Source organism: Streptomyces griseoruber (genome assembly GCF_001514205.1).
Classification (GTDB): Bacteria; Actinomycetota; Actinomycetes; order Streptomycetales; family Streptomycetaceae; genus Streptomyces; species Streptomyces griseoruber.
In genome coordinates, this window is sequence record NZ_KQ948766.1 from 515,981 (window position 1) to 530,251 (window position 14,271).

Below are 14,271 nucleotides of genomic sequence, written 5' to 3' on the forward strand. Positions count from 1 at the left end.
GGCCACAAGAAGGCCCAGTACTACACAGAAAGCCACCCCCCTTGGTGGCGGGGCTCACCTAACCACACGTGTTTCAGCGGGCGGAAGAGACTTCTGGGTAGATGAGAAAGAACTTACCGACGCCTTGTTTCCACCGGATTTCACAGCTTTCTCTCAGGTTCCGGCTCACGCCTGACGGGACGCCAGTTCGATCACCGTGATGTCCGAAGGGGCGCCCACGCGGGTGGGCGGCCCCCAGGCGCCGGCGCCCCGGGAGACGTAGAGCTGGGTGTCGCCGTAGCGGTCCAGACCGGCCAGGGTCGGGTTCGCCGCCTCGGCGATCAGGTTGCCGGGGAAGAGCTGGCCGCCATGGGTGTGGCCGGAGAGCTGGAGGTCGACGCCGTGGCGTACGGCATCGTGGATCTGGACGGGCTGGTGGGCGAGGAGCACGCACGCGCGCGTGGTGTCCCGGTCGCCGAGGGCCTTGCCGAAGTCGGGGCCCCGGCCCTCGCTCTCACCCGCGATGTCGTTGACGCCGGCCAGGTCGAACCAGGGGAGTTCGGTGCGCTCGTTCTCCAGGGGGTCGATACCGAGGCGGCGCACCTCCTCGACCCATTGGGCGGCGCCGGAGAAGTACTCGTGGTTGCCGGTGACGAAGAAGCTGCCGTGCCGCGCCTTCAGCTGCGCGAGCGGGGCGGCCGCCGGGCCCAGGTCCTTCACACTGCCGTCGACGAGGTCGCCGACGACGGCGATCAGATCCGGCTGGGTGCCGTTGATCGTGTCGACGACCTTCTGCGCGAAGCCCCGGCCGAGGACCGGGCCGAGGTGGATGTCGCTGACGACCGCGATCCGGTAGCCGTGGGCGGTGCGCGCGAGCTTGGCCAGCGGGACGGTGACGCGCTTCACCTTCGGACCACGCAGCACCCCGTAGGTACCGGCACCGACGGTCCCCACGGCCACCGCGGCGGCCGCACCCCCGACCGCCCGGGAGACGAAGAGACGCCGCGAGAGGGCACGCTTTTCGGCCGCTTCGGGAACGGGGGCGGGCTGCCCGGGCCCCTCGGGGGCGAGGGCGGGCTGCCCGACCGCCACGGAGGCGAGGCCGGACCGGTCCGCCGCCACCGGGGCGGGGGCCGATGACTCCGGCTGCCCGGGGCGGGAGCCGGGCCGGCCGGTCCGTGACCCCGGGGCGGTCGGGGCCGGCCGGTCGGTCGGCTCGGTACGGGCCGCTGCCGGCTCCGGGGCCGGCTGCTCGGAGCGGGCCGGGGCCGGCTGCTCGGAGCGGGCCCGGCGTTCCAGGAAGCGGCGCAGCAGGGGGCGTACGAGCTCGCCCGCCGCGACCGCGAGCAGCAGGTAGATCGACAGGGCGAGCCACAGGAAGCCCGGCCAGGCCAGGGTGCGCTGGAGCCAGAAGGGGGCGCCGGTGCGCTCCGCGACGAGGGCGCCGATCGCCAGGGCCCAGCCGCCCGCGATCAGTGCGGCGCCGCCGCGGCGCGCCCGGCCCGGACCGCGGGTGGTGTCGCGGAACAGGCGGCGCCACAGGTACCAGTTGGCGCCGACCACGACCGCCAGCGCGAGCAGCGCGAAGAGGATCACCATCGGGCTATGACGTCCGGCGCAGTGCGCGCAGTCCGCGCAACCCGATGGCCCCGATGACCGTCCCCAGTACGAAGGAGACGACGGCGAGCGTCAGGTGCACCCAGAAGTACGCCGTGGGGTGACCGTCGTCGAAGGCGAGACCGCTGCCGTCCTTGACCAGATTCTTGACGAAAGTGACCCAGATGACCCAGCTCCACACCCCGAAGGCGAGCAGGAACCAGGAGAGGGGGCGGCTGAGCTTCATGGGTTCAGTATCGCCGTCGGGTGTCCGGTTCGATGACCGGGGTGGGGAGGGCGGCGGGACTTCCCGTCGGCCGCCAGGTACGTTCTGCGTCGTGCCCGCACCCATGAAGCAGACCGTCAGGCGATCCCTGCTGGTCACCGCAGCGTCCCTCACCTCTCTCGCGCTGACCGCGCCCGTCTCCCTCGCCGCGCCGAGTCCGTCCCCCTCCAAGAGCCCGTCCCCCTCGGCCACTCCCCCGGCGACCATGTCCACGGTCGGCGGCGCGCGGCTCGGGCAGGCCGGGACGCAGGTGGCGCTCGCCGGGGACGCGCCGGTGGTGCCGAAGGACCTCACCGCGCGGTCGTGGATCGTCGCGGACGCCGAGTCGGGCGAGGTGCTGGCGGCGCACAACGCGCACTGGCGGCTGCCCCCGGCGAGCACGATGAAGATGCTGTTCGCGGACACCGTGCTGCCGAAGTTCCCGAGGACCACCGAGCACAAGGTGGTGCCGAAGGACCTGGAGGGCATCGGGTCGGGCTCCAGCCTGGTCGGGATAAAGGAGAACGAGACGTACTCGGTCCACGATCTGTGGCTGGGTGTGTTCCTGCGCTCCGGCAACGACGCCGTGCATGTGCTGTCGTCGATGAACGGCGGTGTCGCGGGCACCGTCAAGGAGATGAACCAGCACGCCGAGGAGCTCCAGGCCCTCGACACGCACGTGATCTCGCCCGACGGCTACGACGCGCCCGGCCAGGTCTCCTCCGCGTACGACCTGACGCTGATCGCACGGTCGGGGCTGCAGAAGAAGGACTTCCGGGAGTACTGCTCGACGGTCACGGCCAAGTTCCCGGGCGAGACGAAGAAGAACAAGAAGGGCAAGAAGGTCCGTTCGTCCTTCGAGATCCAGAACACCAACCGGCTGCTGGCCGGCGACTACGACATCTCGCAGTACCCGGGCATCGCGGGCGTCAAGAACGGCAACACCACCAACGCGGGCGCGACCTTCACCGGGGTGGCCGAGCGGGCCGGGCGGGTGCTGCTCGTCACCGTGATGAACCCGGAGAAGAGCGACCACAACGAGGTCTACAAGGAGACCGCCAAGCTGTTCGACTGGGGGTTCGCGGCGGCCGGGAAGGTGACGCCGGTGGGCGAGCTGGTCCCGCCGCAGGGGGCGGCTCCCAGCGCGCAGGCCAGCGCGCAGCCGGGCGCGAACCCGTCCTCCGGCGAGTCCCCCGGGTCCGGCCGGGGCGGCACCTCGCACCAGCCGGTGGCGAGCGCGGTCGCCGACGACGGCTCGCGCGGCATGTGGACCGCGCTGGGCATCGCCGGCGGGGTGCTGGTGCTGCTGGCCGCCGGGGCGTACGTCGTCAACCGCCGCTGGCCGCTCCCGGATCTGGTACGCCGTCGCCGCTGACGTCCTCGTCGAAGGCGCTCTCGGGTGCGCTGCCCGTGGCGGTCCAGGCGGCGCTGTACAGGACCAGTTTCGAGGTGAGGTTGATCCACAGGAGCAGGGCGATGGGGACGCCGAAGGCGCCGTACATGCTCTTGCCCGCCACGTTCTGCATATAGCCGCTGAGCAGCAGCTTGAGCAGTTCGAAGCCGACCGCGCCGATCAGTGCGGCGACGATCAGGCGGCGGCGGGTGGGCTCGACGCCGGGCAGCAGGGTCAGGACGTAGAGGAGGAGCAGGAAGTCGGCGAGGACGGCGATGGTGAAGGCGGCGACGCGCAGCAGGATGCCGCCCCAGCCCGCCTTGTCGATGCCGAGGGCGTCGGTGATCCGGCCGACCAGGGCGGAGGCGACGGTGGAGATGGCGAGGGTGACCAGGACCGCGCCGCCGAGGCCGACCAGGATGCCCGCGTCCTTGCCCTTGCTCAGGACCGGGTTCTCCTCCCGGTCGGGCAGCTCCCACACCGCCCGCAGACAGTCCCGCATCTGACCGACCCAGCCGATCCCGGTGAACAGCAGCAGGGCGCCGGCGATGAGGGAGACGGCGCCGGCGTTCTGTACCAGGTCGTGGATGTCGAGCCGGTCGGAGATGCCGGGGACCTGGTCGGCGATCTTGTCCTGGAGTTCCTGCTGCTGGGACTCGCTGAGGGTGGCGGCGGCGATCGCGGCGGCCAGGGTGAGCAGCGGGAACAGCGCGATGAAGCTGATGAACGTCATCGCGGCGGCGAGCCGGGTCCATTTCACCCGGTCCAGGCGTTCGTACGACCGCCACGCGTGCGTGGTCATGAGGCGGGCGACCCACGGCCCGACGCCGGGAAGCTTCTTCAGCCAGTCCATGATCCGACTCTGCCCCGCTCGGCGGGAATGACGCGAAGGACCGGGGTCCGAGTACCCCGGATGCCGCGCGCCACCAGTGCGCTACCAGTGCGCGACCGCCAGGCCGTACAGGGCGAGCCAGACCAGGCCGATCAGGGCGAGGGCGCGGTCGCCGAGGACGACCTCCTCGGGTTCGCCCGCGGTGCCCCGGTCGGCGAAGACGGCGTAGCGCAGGACCGCGAGGACGAACGCGACCACCGAAAGCTGGCGCCAGGGCAGCAGTCCGGTGTGCGGTGGGCCGCCCTCCTCCAGGGCCCACAGGCAGTAGCCGAGGACGGCGACACCCGCGGCGAGCTGCCAGACGAAGCGGAGGTAGCCGGTGGTGTACTCGGTGAGCAACGCGCGCGTGACGCCCGCTTTCCCGGCCATCTGGACGGCCTCGGAGTAGCGCTTGGCGGAGACCATGAACAGGGCGCCGAAGCCGGTGGTGATCAGGAACCAGCGGGAGAGCGGGATGCCGAGCGCGAGCCCGCCTGCCGCGGCCCGCATCAGGAAGCCGGTGGTGACGACGGCGAGGTCGACGACCAGGACGTGCTTCAGGCGGACGCAGTACGCCAGTTGCATGCCGACGTAGGCGGTCAGGAGCAGGGCGAGGGCCGGGGTGGTCAGCCGGGCCGCGAGGAGCGGCGCGAGGACCGCGAGGGCGCCTCCGGCGGCGTACGCGACCGGTACGGGGACCTGTCCGGCGGCGACCGGGCGGTGCCGTTTGACGGGGTGGGCGCGGTCGGCCTCGGCGTCCCGGGCGTCGTTGACCAGGTAGACGGCGGCGGCGCAGGCGGTGAACAGGGCGAAGACCAGGGCGAGTTCGGTGAGCGTACCGGCGGTGAGCAGCCGGCCGGCCGCGGCGGGGGCGGCGACGACGAGAACGTTCTTGACCCACTGCTTGGGGCGGGCGGTCCGCAGGAGACCGCGCAGCAGGCCACCGGGGCGGGGGTTCGGCGGCGACGGGGTCCGCCGTCGTGGGGTGCGCTGCGGGTGGAGAACCGTCTCAGCCACGGCACCCCTTGGTCATCCACCGCTTCCCCAGGCACGCCGTGAGGGCGCCGAGGGCCGCGCCCGCCGCCACGTCGGAGGGGTAGTGGACGCCGACGACGAGACGGGACAGGCACATCGCGGCGGCGAGCGGGGCGACGGCGGGTGCCCCGAGGGCGCCGAAGGCGACGGCGGCGGCCGTGGCGGAGGTCGCGTGCGCGCTGGGGAAGGAGTGCCGGCCGGCGGTGCGCACCCGGGGGGCGACATGCGCGGGGCGCGGACGGCGCACGACCCGTTTCACGCCCATGCTGACGACGTGCGCGCCCGCGGTGAGCGCGGTCGCGCGCAGCCAGGCGCCGCGCCGAGGGCGGTCCGCGGCGGCGCCCAGGAGGCCCGCCGCGAGCCACAGCGCGCCGTGCTCGCCCGCCCGGGAGAGTGCGCGGGCGGCGCCGGCGACGCGCGGGTCCGCGCCTGTCCTGTGCAGCGCGGAAAGGATGCGGTGGTCCAGGTCGTCGAGGTCGCCGAGGTTGTCGAGGTCGTCCAGGTCGTTCAGGTCGTTCAGGTCGTTCAGGTCGTCCATGTGGTCCATGTGGTCCATGTGGATTCACTGTTCACGCCGTCCCGGGCGGAACTCCGGCAATATTGAGCGACATCCCATTAATCACCCATTTCGGGGAGCAAGTGGAGGTTTCAAAACTTGTCGCCCATAAAGGGGCGATACGGTCGCCTCCATGCCTGCCGAGACCGTCTCCGTCACCGGATGGGGCCGCACCGCCCCCTCCGCCGCCCGTCTGATCCGCCCCCGGACGTACGAGGAGGCCGTGGCCGCGGTCCGGGACTGCGGGGTCCGCGGGGGCATCCCGAGGGGGCTCGGGCGGGCGTACGGGGACGCGGCGCAGAACGCCGGCGGAGCGGTGTGGGACATGACCGGCCTGGACCGGATCCATGTCGTCGACGTGGCCGACGGCACCGTGCTGTGCGACGCGGGCGTCTCGCTGCACCGGCTGATGGAGGTGCTGCTGCCGCTCGGCTGGTTCGTGCCGGTGACCCCGGGCACCCGGTACGTCACCGTCGGCGGCGCGATCGGCGCCGACATCCACGGCAAGAACCATCACGTCGGCGGCTCCTTCGCCCGGCATGTGCTGTCCTTCGAGCTGCTCACCGCCGACGGCACCATCCGCACGGTGGCCCCGGGTACCCCGCTGTTCGACGCGACCGCCGGCGGCATGGGCCTGACCGGGGTGATCCTCACGGCGACCGTCCGGCTCCAGCCCGTCGAGACGTCCCTGATGGCGGTCGACACCGAACGCGCCACCGACCTCGACGACCTGATGGCCCGGCTGACCGCCACCGACCACCGCCACCGCTACTCGGTCGCCTGGATCGACCTGCTCGCCCGCGGGGCGGCCACCGGGCGCGCGGTGCTCACCCGGGGCGACCACGCGCCCCTGGACGCGCTGCCCGCCCGCGCGCGCAGCGCACCGCTCGCCTTCCGCCCCTCCCGTCTCCCGCCCGCGCCGGCCGGCCTGCCGGGCGGACTGCTGAACCGGGCGACCGTCGGGCTGTTCAACGAACTCTGGTACCGCAGGGCGCCCCGCGCACGGACCGGCGAACTCCAGCCGCTCCCCGCGTTCTTCCACCCCCTCGACGGCGTCCCGCACTGGAACCGCGTCTACGGCAGGAGCGGCCTCGTGCAGTACCAGTTCGTCGTCGGACACGGCCACGAGGACACCCTGCGCCGGATCGTGGACCGGATCTCCGCGCACCGCTGCCCGTCCTTCCTCGCCGTCCTCAAGAGGTTCGGGGAGGCCGACCCCGGCTGGCTCTCCTTCCCCCGCCCCGGCTGGACCCTCGCCCTGGACATCCCGGCCGCCCTGCCCGGCCTCGGCGCCCTCCTCGACGCGCTGGACGAGGAGGTGGCCGCCGCCGGCGGACGTGTCTACCTCGCCAAGGACTCCCGGCTGCGCCCCGAACTGCTCACCGCGATGTACCCGCGCCTGGCCGACTTCCGCGCGCTGCGCGCGGAGCTGGACCCGCGCGGGGCACTCGTCTCGGACCTCGCCCGCCGTCTCGCCCTCTGAAGTCCCCGAAGTCCCCGAAGCCCCCCGTAGCCCCAGGAGTTGCCGTGCAGGACGCCTTCGGTCTCCCCCAGTCCCTCCTCGTCCTCGGCGGTACGTCGGAGATCGCGCTGGCGACCGCCCGCCGGCTGATCGCCCGCCGCACCCGCACGGTGTGGCTGGCCGGACGCCCCTCCGCCGCCCTGGAGTCGGCCGCCGCCGAGCTGCGCGCCCTCGGCGCCGGCGTCCGTACGGTCGCCTTCGACGCCCTCGACCCCGACAGCCACGAGACCGTCCTCGGCAAGGTCTTCGCCGAGGGCGACATCGATCTCGTCCTGCTCGCCTTCGGGGTCCTCGGCGACCAGGCGCACGACGAGCGCGCCCCCACTGCGGCGGTGCGGGTCGCGCAGACCAACTACACCGGCGCGGTGTCGGCGGGTCTGGTGAGCGCCCGCGCACTCCAGACGCAGGGCCACGGGGCGCTCGTGGTGCTCTCCTCCGTCGCCGGGGAGCGGGCCCGCCGGGCGAACTTCATCTACGGCTCCAGCAAGGCCGGTCTCGACGCGTTCGCGCAGGGGCTGGGGGACGCGTTGCAGGGGACCGGCGTGCACGTGATGGTCGTACGGCCCGGGTTCGTGCGGACGCGGATGACGGCGGGGCTTCCGAAGGCGCCGCTCGCGACCACGCCCGAGGAGGTGGCGGCGGCGGTGGAGCTGGGGTTGCGGCGGCGGTCGGAGGTGGTGTGGGTGCCGGGGGTGTTGAGGGTGGTGATGGCGGCGTTGCGGCATGCCCCTCGGGGGGTGTTCCGACGGCTGCCCGTTTAGCGGGCGGGCCCTGAAGGGGCGCGGGGCGGTGTCGACCTGCGGCTCCGCCGCGTGGGCGCGACCGGCCCCCACCGGGCCCGCGGACGAACCACCCGTGCCTCAGCGAGCCGGCAGGGAACCGCGGTCCGCGTGAGCCGTCTGCGGGGGGATCACCGGGCCGCCGAAGGTGTACTCGCGGAGTTGGCGCCAGACGCCGTCGGCGCCCTGTTCATGGAGGGCGAAGCCGGTGCAGGACCACTCGGCCTCATAGCCGGAGAGCTCCTCGAAGGCCCGGTCCATGGCCTCCTCGTCGATGCCGTGCGCCACGGTGACGTGCGGGTGGTACGGGAACAGCAGCTCGCGCACCAGCGGACCGGAGGCGTCCCGGACGAGCTGCTGGAGCCAGGCGCAGACCTCGGCGCCCTCGACGACCTTCAGGTACACCACCGGCGACAGCGGACGGAAGGTGCCGGTGCCGCACAGGCGCATCGGGAAGGGGCGGCCGGTCGCGGCGACCTCGATGAGGTGGGCGTCGACGGCCGGCAGGTCGCTCGCCTCGATCTCCGTCGGCGGCAGCAGCGTGACATGCGTGGGGATGCCGTGAGCAGCGGCGTCGCCGAAGCCCGTGCGCCGCTCCTGGAGCAGGCTGCCGTGAGGCTCCGGGACCGCGATCGACACGCCGATCGTTACGGTCCCCACGTCGTCTCCTGTCGTCGGTGCCGGGTTCGTATGCAGTCGTACGGCTATCGACTGTACGGCCACGGCTGTGCTCTGGGCAGGCGCAAGGGAAGTGATGTGCAGCGCTCTGCCCGGGGGAACTTCTGTGTGGTGCGCCTGTGATGCTGCTGAGCGCCGTCAGTGCTTCGCGGGCAGGAAGCCGACCCTCTCGTACGCCTGGGAGAGCGTCTCCGCGGCGACCGCGCGCGCCTTCTCCGCGCCCTTCGCGAGGATCGAGTCCAGCGTCTCCGGGTCGTCCAGGTACTGCTGGGTGCGGTCCCGGAACGGGGTGACGAAGTCGACGACGACGTCCGCGAGGTCCGTCTTCAGGGCGCCGTACATCTTGCCCTCGTACTCCTGCTCCAGCTGCGCGACGCTCTTGCCGGTGAGGGTGGAGTAGACGGTGAGCAGGTTGCTGACACCCGGCTTGTTCTCGAGGTCGTAGCGGACGACCGTGTCGGTGTCCGTGACCGCGCTCTTGACCTTCTTCGCGGTGGCCTTCGGGTCGTCGAGCAGGTTGATGAGGCCCTTCGGCGTGGACGCCGACTTGCTCATCTTGATCGACGGGTCCTGGAGGTCGTAGATCTTCGCCGTCTCCTTGAGGATGTACGGCTTCGGGATGGTGAAGGTCGCGCCGAAGCGGCCGTTGAAGCGCTCGGCGAGGTCACGGGTCAGCTCGATGTGCTGGCGCTGGTCCTCGCCGACCGGGACCTCGTGGGCCTGGTAGAGCAGGATGTCCGCGACCTGGAGGATCGGGTACGTGAACAGGCCGACGCTGGCGCTCTCGGCACCCTGGCGGGCGGACTTGTCCTTGAACTGGGTCATCCGGCTGGCCTCGCCGAAGCCGGTGAGGCAGTTCATGACCCAGGCGAGCTGGGCGTGCTCGGGGACGTGGCTCTGCACGAAGAGGGTGCAGCGCTCGGGGTCCAGACCGGCCGCGAGGAGCTGGGCGGCGGCCAGACGGGTGTTGGCCGTGAGGTCCTTCGGGTCCTGCGGGACCGTGATCGCGTGCAGGTCGACGACCATGTAGAAGGCGTCGTGGGACTCCTGGAGGGCCACCCACTGGCGGACGGCGCCGAGGTAGTTGCCCAGGTGGAACGAGCCGGCGGTGGGCTGGATGCCGGAGAGCACGCGGGGTCGGTCTGAGGCCATGTTCATCATTGTCTCAGAGAGCGGTGAGTGGTTTCGGTGCACGGGGAGCTGCGGCGCCGTCGTGGCTGGTCGCGCCCCGCGGCGGGGCCGCACACGGCTGCGGCCCCGCGCCCCTTGAAAACGCCTTCAGCCGAGGTCGATCTCCGGGTACAGCGGGAAGCCCGCGACCAGGTCCGTCGCCCGCTGGGAGATCTCCTGCGCGACCTTCTCGTCCAGGACGTGGGAGGCCTTGCTCGGCGCGCCGGACTTCGTCGTGCCCTGTTCCGTGGTGGTGAGGACGCGGTCGATCAGGCCCGCCACCTCGTCCATCTCCGCCGTGCCGAGGCCGCGGGTGGTCAGGGCCGGGGTGCCGACGCGGATGCCCGAGGTGTACCAGGCGCCGTTCGGGTCGGCGGGGATGGCGTTGCGGTTGGTGACGATGCCCGAGTCGAGGAGGGCGGCCTCGGCCTGGCGGCCGGTGAGGCCGTAGGAGGAGGCGACGTCGATCAGGTTGAGGTGGTTGTCGGTGCCGCCGGTGACCAGCGTGGCGCCCCGGCGCATCAGGCCCTCGGCCAGTGCGCGGGAGTTGTCGACGATCCGCTGGGCGTAGTCCTGGAAGGCGGGCTGCCGGGCCTCGGCGAGGGCGACGGCCTTGGCGGCCATCACGTGCGGGAGCGGGCCGCCGAGGACCATCGGGCAGCCGCGGTCGACCTGGTCCTTGAGGGAGTCGTCGCACAGGACCATGCCGCCGCGCGGGCCGCGCAGGGACTTGTGGGTGGTCGTGGTGACGATCTGGGCGTGCGGGACCGGGTCGAAGTCGCCGGTCAGGACCTTGCCGGCGACCAGGCCCGCGAAGTGCGCCATGTCGACCATCAGGGTCGCGCCGACCTCGTCGGCGATCTCGCGCATGATCCGGAAGTTCACCAGGCGCGGGTACGCGGAGTAGCCGGCGACCACGATCAGCGGCTTGAACTCACGGGCCTGGGCGCGCAGGGCGTCGTAGTCGATGAGGCCGGTCGCCGGGTCGGTGCCGTAGGAGCGCTGGTCGAACATCTTGCCGCTGATGTTCGGGCGGAAGCCGTGGGTGAGGTGGCCGCCGGCGTCCAGGGACATGCCGAGCATGCGCTGGTTGCCGAAGGCCTGGCGCAGCTCCGCCCAGTCGGCCTCGGAGAGGTCGTTGACCTGGCGGGCGCCGGTCCTCTCCAGGAAGGGGACCTCGACGCGGTCGGCGAGGACGGCCCAGAAGGCGACCAGGTTGGCGTCGATGCCGGAGTGCGGCTGGACGTAGGCGTGGCGGGCGCCGAACAGCTCGCGGGCGTGCTCGGCGGCGAGCGCCTCGACCGTGTCGACGTTGCGGCAGCCGGCGTAGAAGCGGCGGCCGACGGTGCCCTCGGCGTACTTGTCGCTGAACCAGTTGCCCATCGCGAGGAGGGTGGCCGGGGAGGCGTAGTTCTCGGAGGCGATCAGCTTGAGCATCTCGCGCTGGTCGTGCACCTCCTGGCCGATGGCGTCGGCGACGCGCGGCTCGACGGCACGGATCACGTCGAGGGCGGCGCGGAAGGCGGTGGACTCGGTGGAGAGGGGCTGCTGCTCTGACATGTCGTCGGCCTCCGGGTGGCGTGGGTGCTGAAAAGCGGTCACGGTGTCACGGTTCGGCCCAGGCGCACGGCACTGTTGCTGCTCAGAGCCGCTCCCCGATGGTCCGTCCCATCCCAGCGCGCCAGTCACGGCCCGCCGCCAGCCTACCGGTCACGCCCGCGCGCGACGGTGCCGCGTCCACCATGCGAGCGACCGGGGAAGGGCGCACGCTGGAGTTCCCGGGAGGTCCCGTGAGCACGACCGAGGTGCTGATCGCCGCCGCCGACGCGCACTGCGCGCACACCTATCACCCGCTGCCGGTGGTGATCGCCACGGCCGAGGGGGCGTGGATGACGGATGTGGAGGGGCGGCGGTATCTGGATCTGCTGGCGGGCTACTCGGCGCTGAACTTCGGGCACGGCAACCGGCGGCTGGTCGAGGCGGCGAAGGCGCAGCTGGAGCGGGTGACGCTGACGTCGAGGGCGTTCCACCACGACCGGTTCGCCGCGTTCTGCGCCGAGCTGGCCGCGCTGTGCGGCAAGGAGATGGTGCTGCCGATGAACACGGGCACGGAGGCGGTGGAGACGGCCGTGAAGACCGCCCGGAAGTGGGGCTACCGGGTGAAGGGGGTCCCGGCGGAGACGGCGAAGATCGTCGTCGCCGGCCACAACTTCCACGGCCGTACGACGACGGTCGTCAGCTTCTCCACCGATCCCGAGGCCCGGGCGGACTACGGGCCGTACACGCCCGGCTTCGAGATCGTCCCGTACGGGGACGTCACGGCGATGCGGGCGGCGGTGACCGAGAACACGGTGGCGGTGCTGCTCGAACCCGTCCAGGGCGAGGCGGGGGTGATCGTCCCGCCGGAGGGCTATCTGCCGGCGGTGCGGGAGCTGACCCGGCAGCGGGGGGTGCTGTTCGTCGCCGACGAGATCCAGTCGGGGCTCGGCCGGACGGGGCGGACCTTCGCGTGCGAGCACGAGGGGGTCGTACCGGATGTGTATGTGCTGGGGAAGGCGCTCGGGGGCGGGATCGTGCCGGTGTCGGCGGTGGTGGCGGACGCGGCGGTGCTCGGGGTGTTCCGGCCCGGGGAGCACGGGTCGACGTTCGGCGGGAATCCGCTGGCGTGCGCGGTCGCGCTGGAGGTGATCGCGATGCTGCGGACGGGCGAGTACCAGGAGCGGGCCGCGCTGCTCGGGGAGCGGCTGCACCGGGAGCTGGCGGCGTTGGCCGGCACGGGGCGGGTGACGGCGGTGCGGGGGCGCGGGCTGTGGGCGGGCGTGGACGTGGCGCCGGGGTACGGGTCGGGGCGGGAGGTGGCGGAGCGGCTGATGGGCCGGGGCGTCCTGGTGAAGGACACCCGCGGCCCGACGATCCGCGTCGCACCGCCCCTGGTCATCACCGAGGAGGACCTGGACTGGGGGCTGGAGCAGCTGCGGGTGGTGCTGGGGGGCTAGGAGCAGGTCGTGGGAGGGGCGGGGTCAGCCGATGGTCCACTTCTGGTTGGCGGCGCCCGAGCAGGTCCAGATCTGCAGCCGGGTGCCGTTGGCCGGGTTGTTGCCGGTCACGTCCAGGCACTTGTCGGCCTGTGGATTGACGATGTCGTTCGCCGCGCTGACGGCCCACTTCTGATGGGGGCCGCCGGTGCAGTCCCAGAGCTGGACCGTGGAGCCGTCGGCGGTGCCGTTGCCGGTGACGTCCAGGCACTTGCCGAGCGCGCGGACCGTGCCGTCGGCGCCCACGGTCCACTGCTGGGCGGCGGTGCCGTTGCAGTCGTAGAGCTGTACGGGGGTCCCGTTGGCGGAGTTGGCCCCGGCGACGTCCACGCACTTTCCGGCCAGGCCCCTGATCGCCGCGCCGGTGGGCGTGCCGCCGGTCGTCACCGACACGGAGTCGACCACCAGCTGCTGCGGGAACGAGGTGGAGCCGTCCGGGTCGCCCGGCCAGTAGCCGCCCACGGCCAGGTTCAGGATCAGGAAGAACGGCTTGTCGAACACCCAGGTCCTGCCCCCGAGGTCGGCCGGGGTGCGCCGCTGGTAGACGGTGCCGTCCACGGACCAGGTGATCGCGCCGGGCGCCCAGTCCACCGCGAAGGTGTGGAAGGCGTCCGCGAAGGCCTGGCCGCCCGGCAGCGTGTAGGCCGCGCCTATGCCGCCCGAGCCCGAGTAGCCGGGGCCGTGGAGGGTGCCGTGCACGGTGGAGGGCTCGTAGCCGACGTTCTCCATGACGTCGATCTCGCCCGAGTCCGGCCAGTCGACCGGCGTGCCCAGCATCCAGAACGCGGGCCACATGCCCTGCCCGCGCGGGATCTTCATCCGTGCCTCGACGTGCCCGTACCGCGCGGTGAACCTCCCGGCGGTGTTCAGCCGGGCCGAGGTGTACTGGCAGGTGCCGTACCAGCACGGGTAGTTCGCCGGGTTCTCCTTCCGCGCGGTGATCACCAGGTGGCCCTGGCCGTCCAGGGCCGCGTTCCTGTTGCCCGACGTGTAGTACTGCCGCTCGTGGTTGTCGACGTTGTCGCCCGTCTCGATCTGCCACTTCGACGGGTCGACCGCGGAACCGGCGGCACCGTCGAAGGTGTCGGAGAAGGCCACCGCGGCCACCGCGGCGGCGGTCGCGGCGGGGGAGTCGTCCCGGGGACCGGCGTGCGCCGCGCCGGTCGCGGCAGACGCGACCAGGACGGCGGACAGCGCGGCGAGCAGGCATCTGCGGAGCAGGCGTGGGGAGGCCAAGGCTCTTCCTTCCGTACGGCGGCCGGGCGCACGGAGGGGCCGACCGCGGTGGGGGATGAAGGCGTCGCCTCTTGATTTAAGTAGTGAAGTAAGTGGGGGTCAATACTGTGCGCACCCGCTCCCGGCGCCGGGCCCAGGGCCTGTCTAGTGCCGCGG

Annotated in this window: 13 protein-coding genes and 1 riboswitch; of the genes, 4 read left to right on the forward strand and 9 right to left on the reverse strand. The window is 72.3% G+C overall.

Annotated elements, in window-relative coordinates; translation table 11 throughout:
- Positions 1-165: 165 nt before the first annotated feature.
- Positions 166-1,578: a metallophosphoesterase gene (locus AQJ64_RS14595; RefSeq protein ID WP_055634174.1), complete on the reverse strand. Its 1,413-nt coding sequence runs from the start codon at positions 1,576-1,578 to the stop codon at positions 166-168.
- 4 nt (positions 1,579-1,582) lie between these two features.
- Entirely contained in the window at positions 1,583-1,822 is a 240-nt protein-coding gene (locus AQJ64_RS14600) for an SCO4848 family membrane protein (RefSeq protein WP_055634173.1), read from the reverse strand.
- Positions 1,823-1,913: 91 nt separating this feature from the next.
- On the opposite strand from AQJ64_RS14600, the gene AQJ64_RS14605 reads away from it, so the two are divergent.
- Entirely contained in the window at positions 1,914-3,215 is a 1,302-nt protein-coding gene (locus tag AQJ64_RS14605) for a D-alanyl-D-alanine carboxypeptidase family protein (protein ID WP_055634172.1), read from the forward strand.
- Here AQJ64_RS14605 and AQJ64_RS14610 read toward each other — a convergent pair.
- The 3 genes from AQJ64_RS14610 to AQJ64_RS14620 all read right to left on the reverse strand — a co-directional run bounded on the left by AQJ64_RS14610 (position 3,169) and on the right by AQJ64_RS14620 (position 5,677).
- Positions 3,169-4,086 (reverse strand): YihY/virulence factor BrkB family protein, encoded by a 918-nt coding sequence (locus AQJ64_RS14610; RefSeq protein ID WP_055634171.1) that lies wholly within the window; start codon positions 4,084-4,086, stop codon positions 3,169-3,171. The two genes, AQJ64_RS14605 and AQJ64_RS14610, sit on opposite strands and share 47 nt — an antisense overlap.
- Before the next feature lie 81 nt (positions 4,087-4,167).
- Positions 4,168-5,121: a decaprenyl-phosphate phosphoribosyltransferase gene (locus AQJ64_RS14615; protein ID WP_055634170.1), complete on the reverse strand. Its 954-nt coding sequence runs from the start codon at positions 5,119-5,121 to the stop codon at positions 4,168-4,170.
- Entirely contained in the window at positions 5,114-5,677 is a 564-nt protein-coding gene (locus AQJ64_RS14620; RefSeq protein WP_059202710.1) for a phosphatase PAP2 family protein, read from the reverse strand. The genes AQJ64_RS14615 and AQJ64_RS14620 overlap by 8 nt, the downstream gene beginning before the upstream one ends.
- A 151-nt stretch (positions 5,678-5,828) precedes the next feature.
- On the opposite strand from AQJ64_RS14620, the gene dprE1 reads away from it, so the two are divergent.
- Positions 5,829-7,178 carry a decaprenylphosphoryl-beta-D-ribose oxidase gene (dprE1, locus tag AQJ64_RS14625; protein ID WP_059202678.1) on the forward strand — a complete coding sequence of 450 codons (1,350 nt, stop codon included), beginning with the start codon at positions 5,829-5,831 and terminating at the stop codon, positions 7,176-7,178.
- Positions 7,179-7,222: 44 nt separating this feature from the next.
- The gene (gene dprE2, locus AQJ64_RS14630) at positions 7,223-7,978 is read left to right on the forward strand and encodes a decaprenylphospho-beta-D-erythro-pentofuranosid-2-ulose 2-reductase (RefSeq protein ID WP_055638565.1); all 756 of its coding nucleotides are present in this window, start codon (positions 7,223-7,225) and stop codon (positions 7,976-7,978) included.
- Between the two features lie 99 nt (positions 7,979-8,077).
- Here dprE2 and AQJ64_RS14635 read toward each other — a convergent pair whose 3' ends face one another.
- From AQJ64_RS14635 to AQJ64_RS14645, 3 genes are all read right to left on the reverse strand, one after another.
- Positions 8,078-8,656, reverse strand: coding sequence for a 2'-5' RNA ligase family protein (locus AQJ64_RS14635; protein WP_055638564.1), 579 nt, complete (start codon positions 8,654-8,656; stop codon positions 8,078-8,080).
- 156 nt (positions 8,657-8,812) lie between these two features.
- Positions 8,813-9,826: a tryptophan--tRNA ligase gene (trpS, locus tag AQJ64_RS14640; RefSeq protein WP_055638563.1), complete on the reverse strand. Its 1,014-nt coding sequence runs from the start codon at positions 9,824-9,826 to the stop codon at positions 8,813-8,815.
- A gap of 126 nt (positions 9,827-9,952) precedes the next feature.
- Positions 9,953-11,404: a glycine hydroxymethyltransferase gene (locus AQJ64_RS14645; RefSeq protein WP_055638562.1), complete on the reverse strand. Its 1,452-nt coding sequence runs from the start codon at positions 11,402-11,404 to the stop codon at positions 9,953-9,955.
- Between the two features lie 49 nt (positions 11,405-11,453).
- Positions 11,454-11,543: riboswitch (ZMP/ZTP riboswitch) on the reverse strand.
- A 91-nt stretch (positions 11,544-11,634) separates the two neighbouring features.
- On the opposite strand from AQJ64_RS14645, the gene rocD reads away from it, so the two are divergent.
- Positions 11,635-12,840, forward strand: coding sequence for an ornithine--oxo-acid transaminase (rocD, locus tag AQJ64_RS14650; RefSeq protein ID WP_059202679.1), 1,206 nt, complete (start codon positions 11,635-11,637; stop codon positions 12,838-12,840).
- 24 nt (positions 12,841-12,864) lie between these two features.
- Here the strand turns inward: rocD and AQJ64_RS14655 are convergent, their stop codons facing one another.
- Positions 12,865-14,115, reverse strand: coding sequence for a ricin-type beta-trefoil lectin domain protein (locus AQJ64_RS14655; protein WP_059202680.1), 1,251 nt, complete (start codon positions 14,113-14,115; stop codon positions 12,865-12,867).
- Positions 14,116-14,271 lie beyond the last annotated feature (156 nt).

Coding starts and splice junctions, on each gene's coding strand:
- trpS (WP_055638563.1), bottom strand. CDS start 9,826: ATGGCCTCAGACCGACCCCGCGTGCTCTCCGGCATCCAGCCCACCGCC.
- AQJ64_RS14600 (WP_055634173.1), bottom strand. CDS start 1,822: ATGAAGCTCAGCCGCCCCCTCTCCTGGTTCCTGCTCGCCTTCGGGGTG.
- AQJ64_RS14610 (WP_055634171.1), bottom strand. CDS start 4,086: ATGGACTGGCTGAAGAAGCTTCCCGGCGTCGGGCCGTGGGTCGCCCGC.
- AQJ64_RS14620 (WP_059202710.1), bottom strand. CDS start 5,677: ATGGACGACCTGAACGACCTGAACGACCTGAACGACCTGGACGACCTC.
- dprE1 (WP_059202678.1), top strand. CDS start 5,829: ATGCCTGCCGAGACCGTCTCCGTCACCGGATGGGGCCGCACCGCCCCC.
- AQJ64_RS14595 (WP_055634174.1), bottom strand. CDS start 1,578: ATGGTGATCCTCTTCGCGCTGCTCGCGCTGGCGGTCGTGGTCGGCGCC.
- AQJ64_RS14645 (WP_055638562.1), bottom strand. CDS start 11,404: ATGTCAGAGCAGCAGCCCCTCTCCACCGAGTCCACCGCCTTCCGCGCC.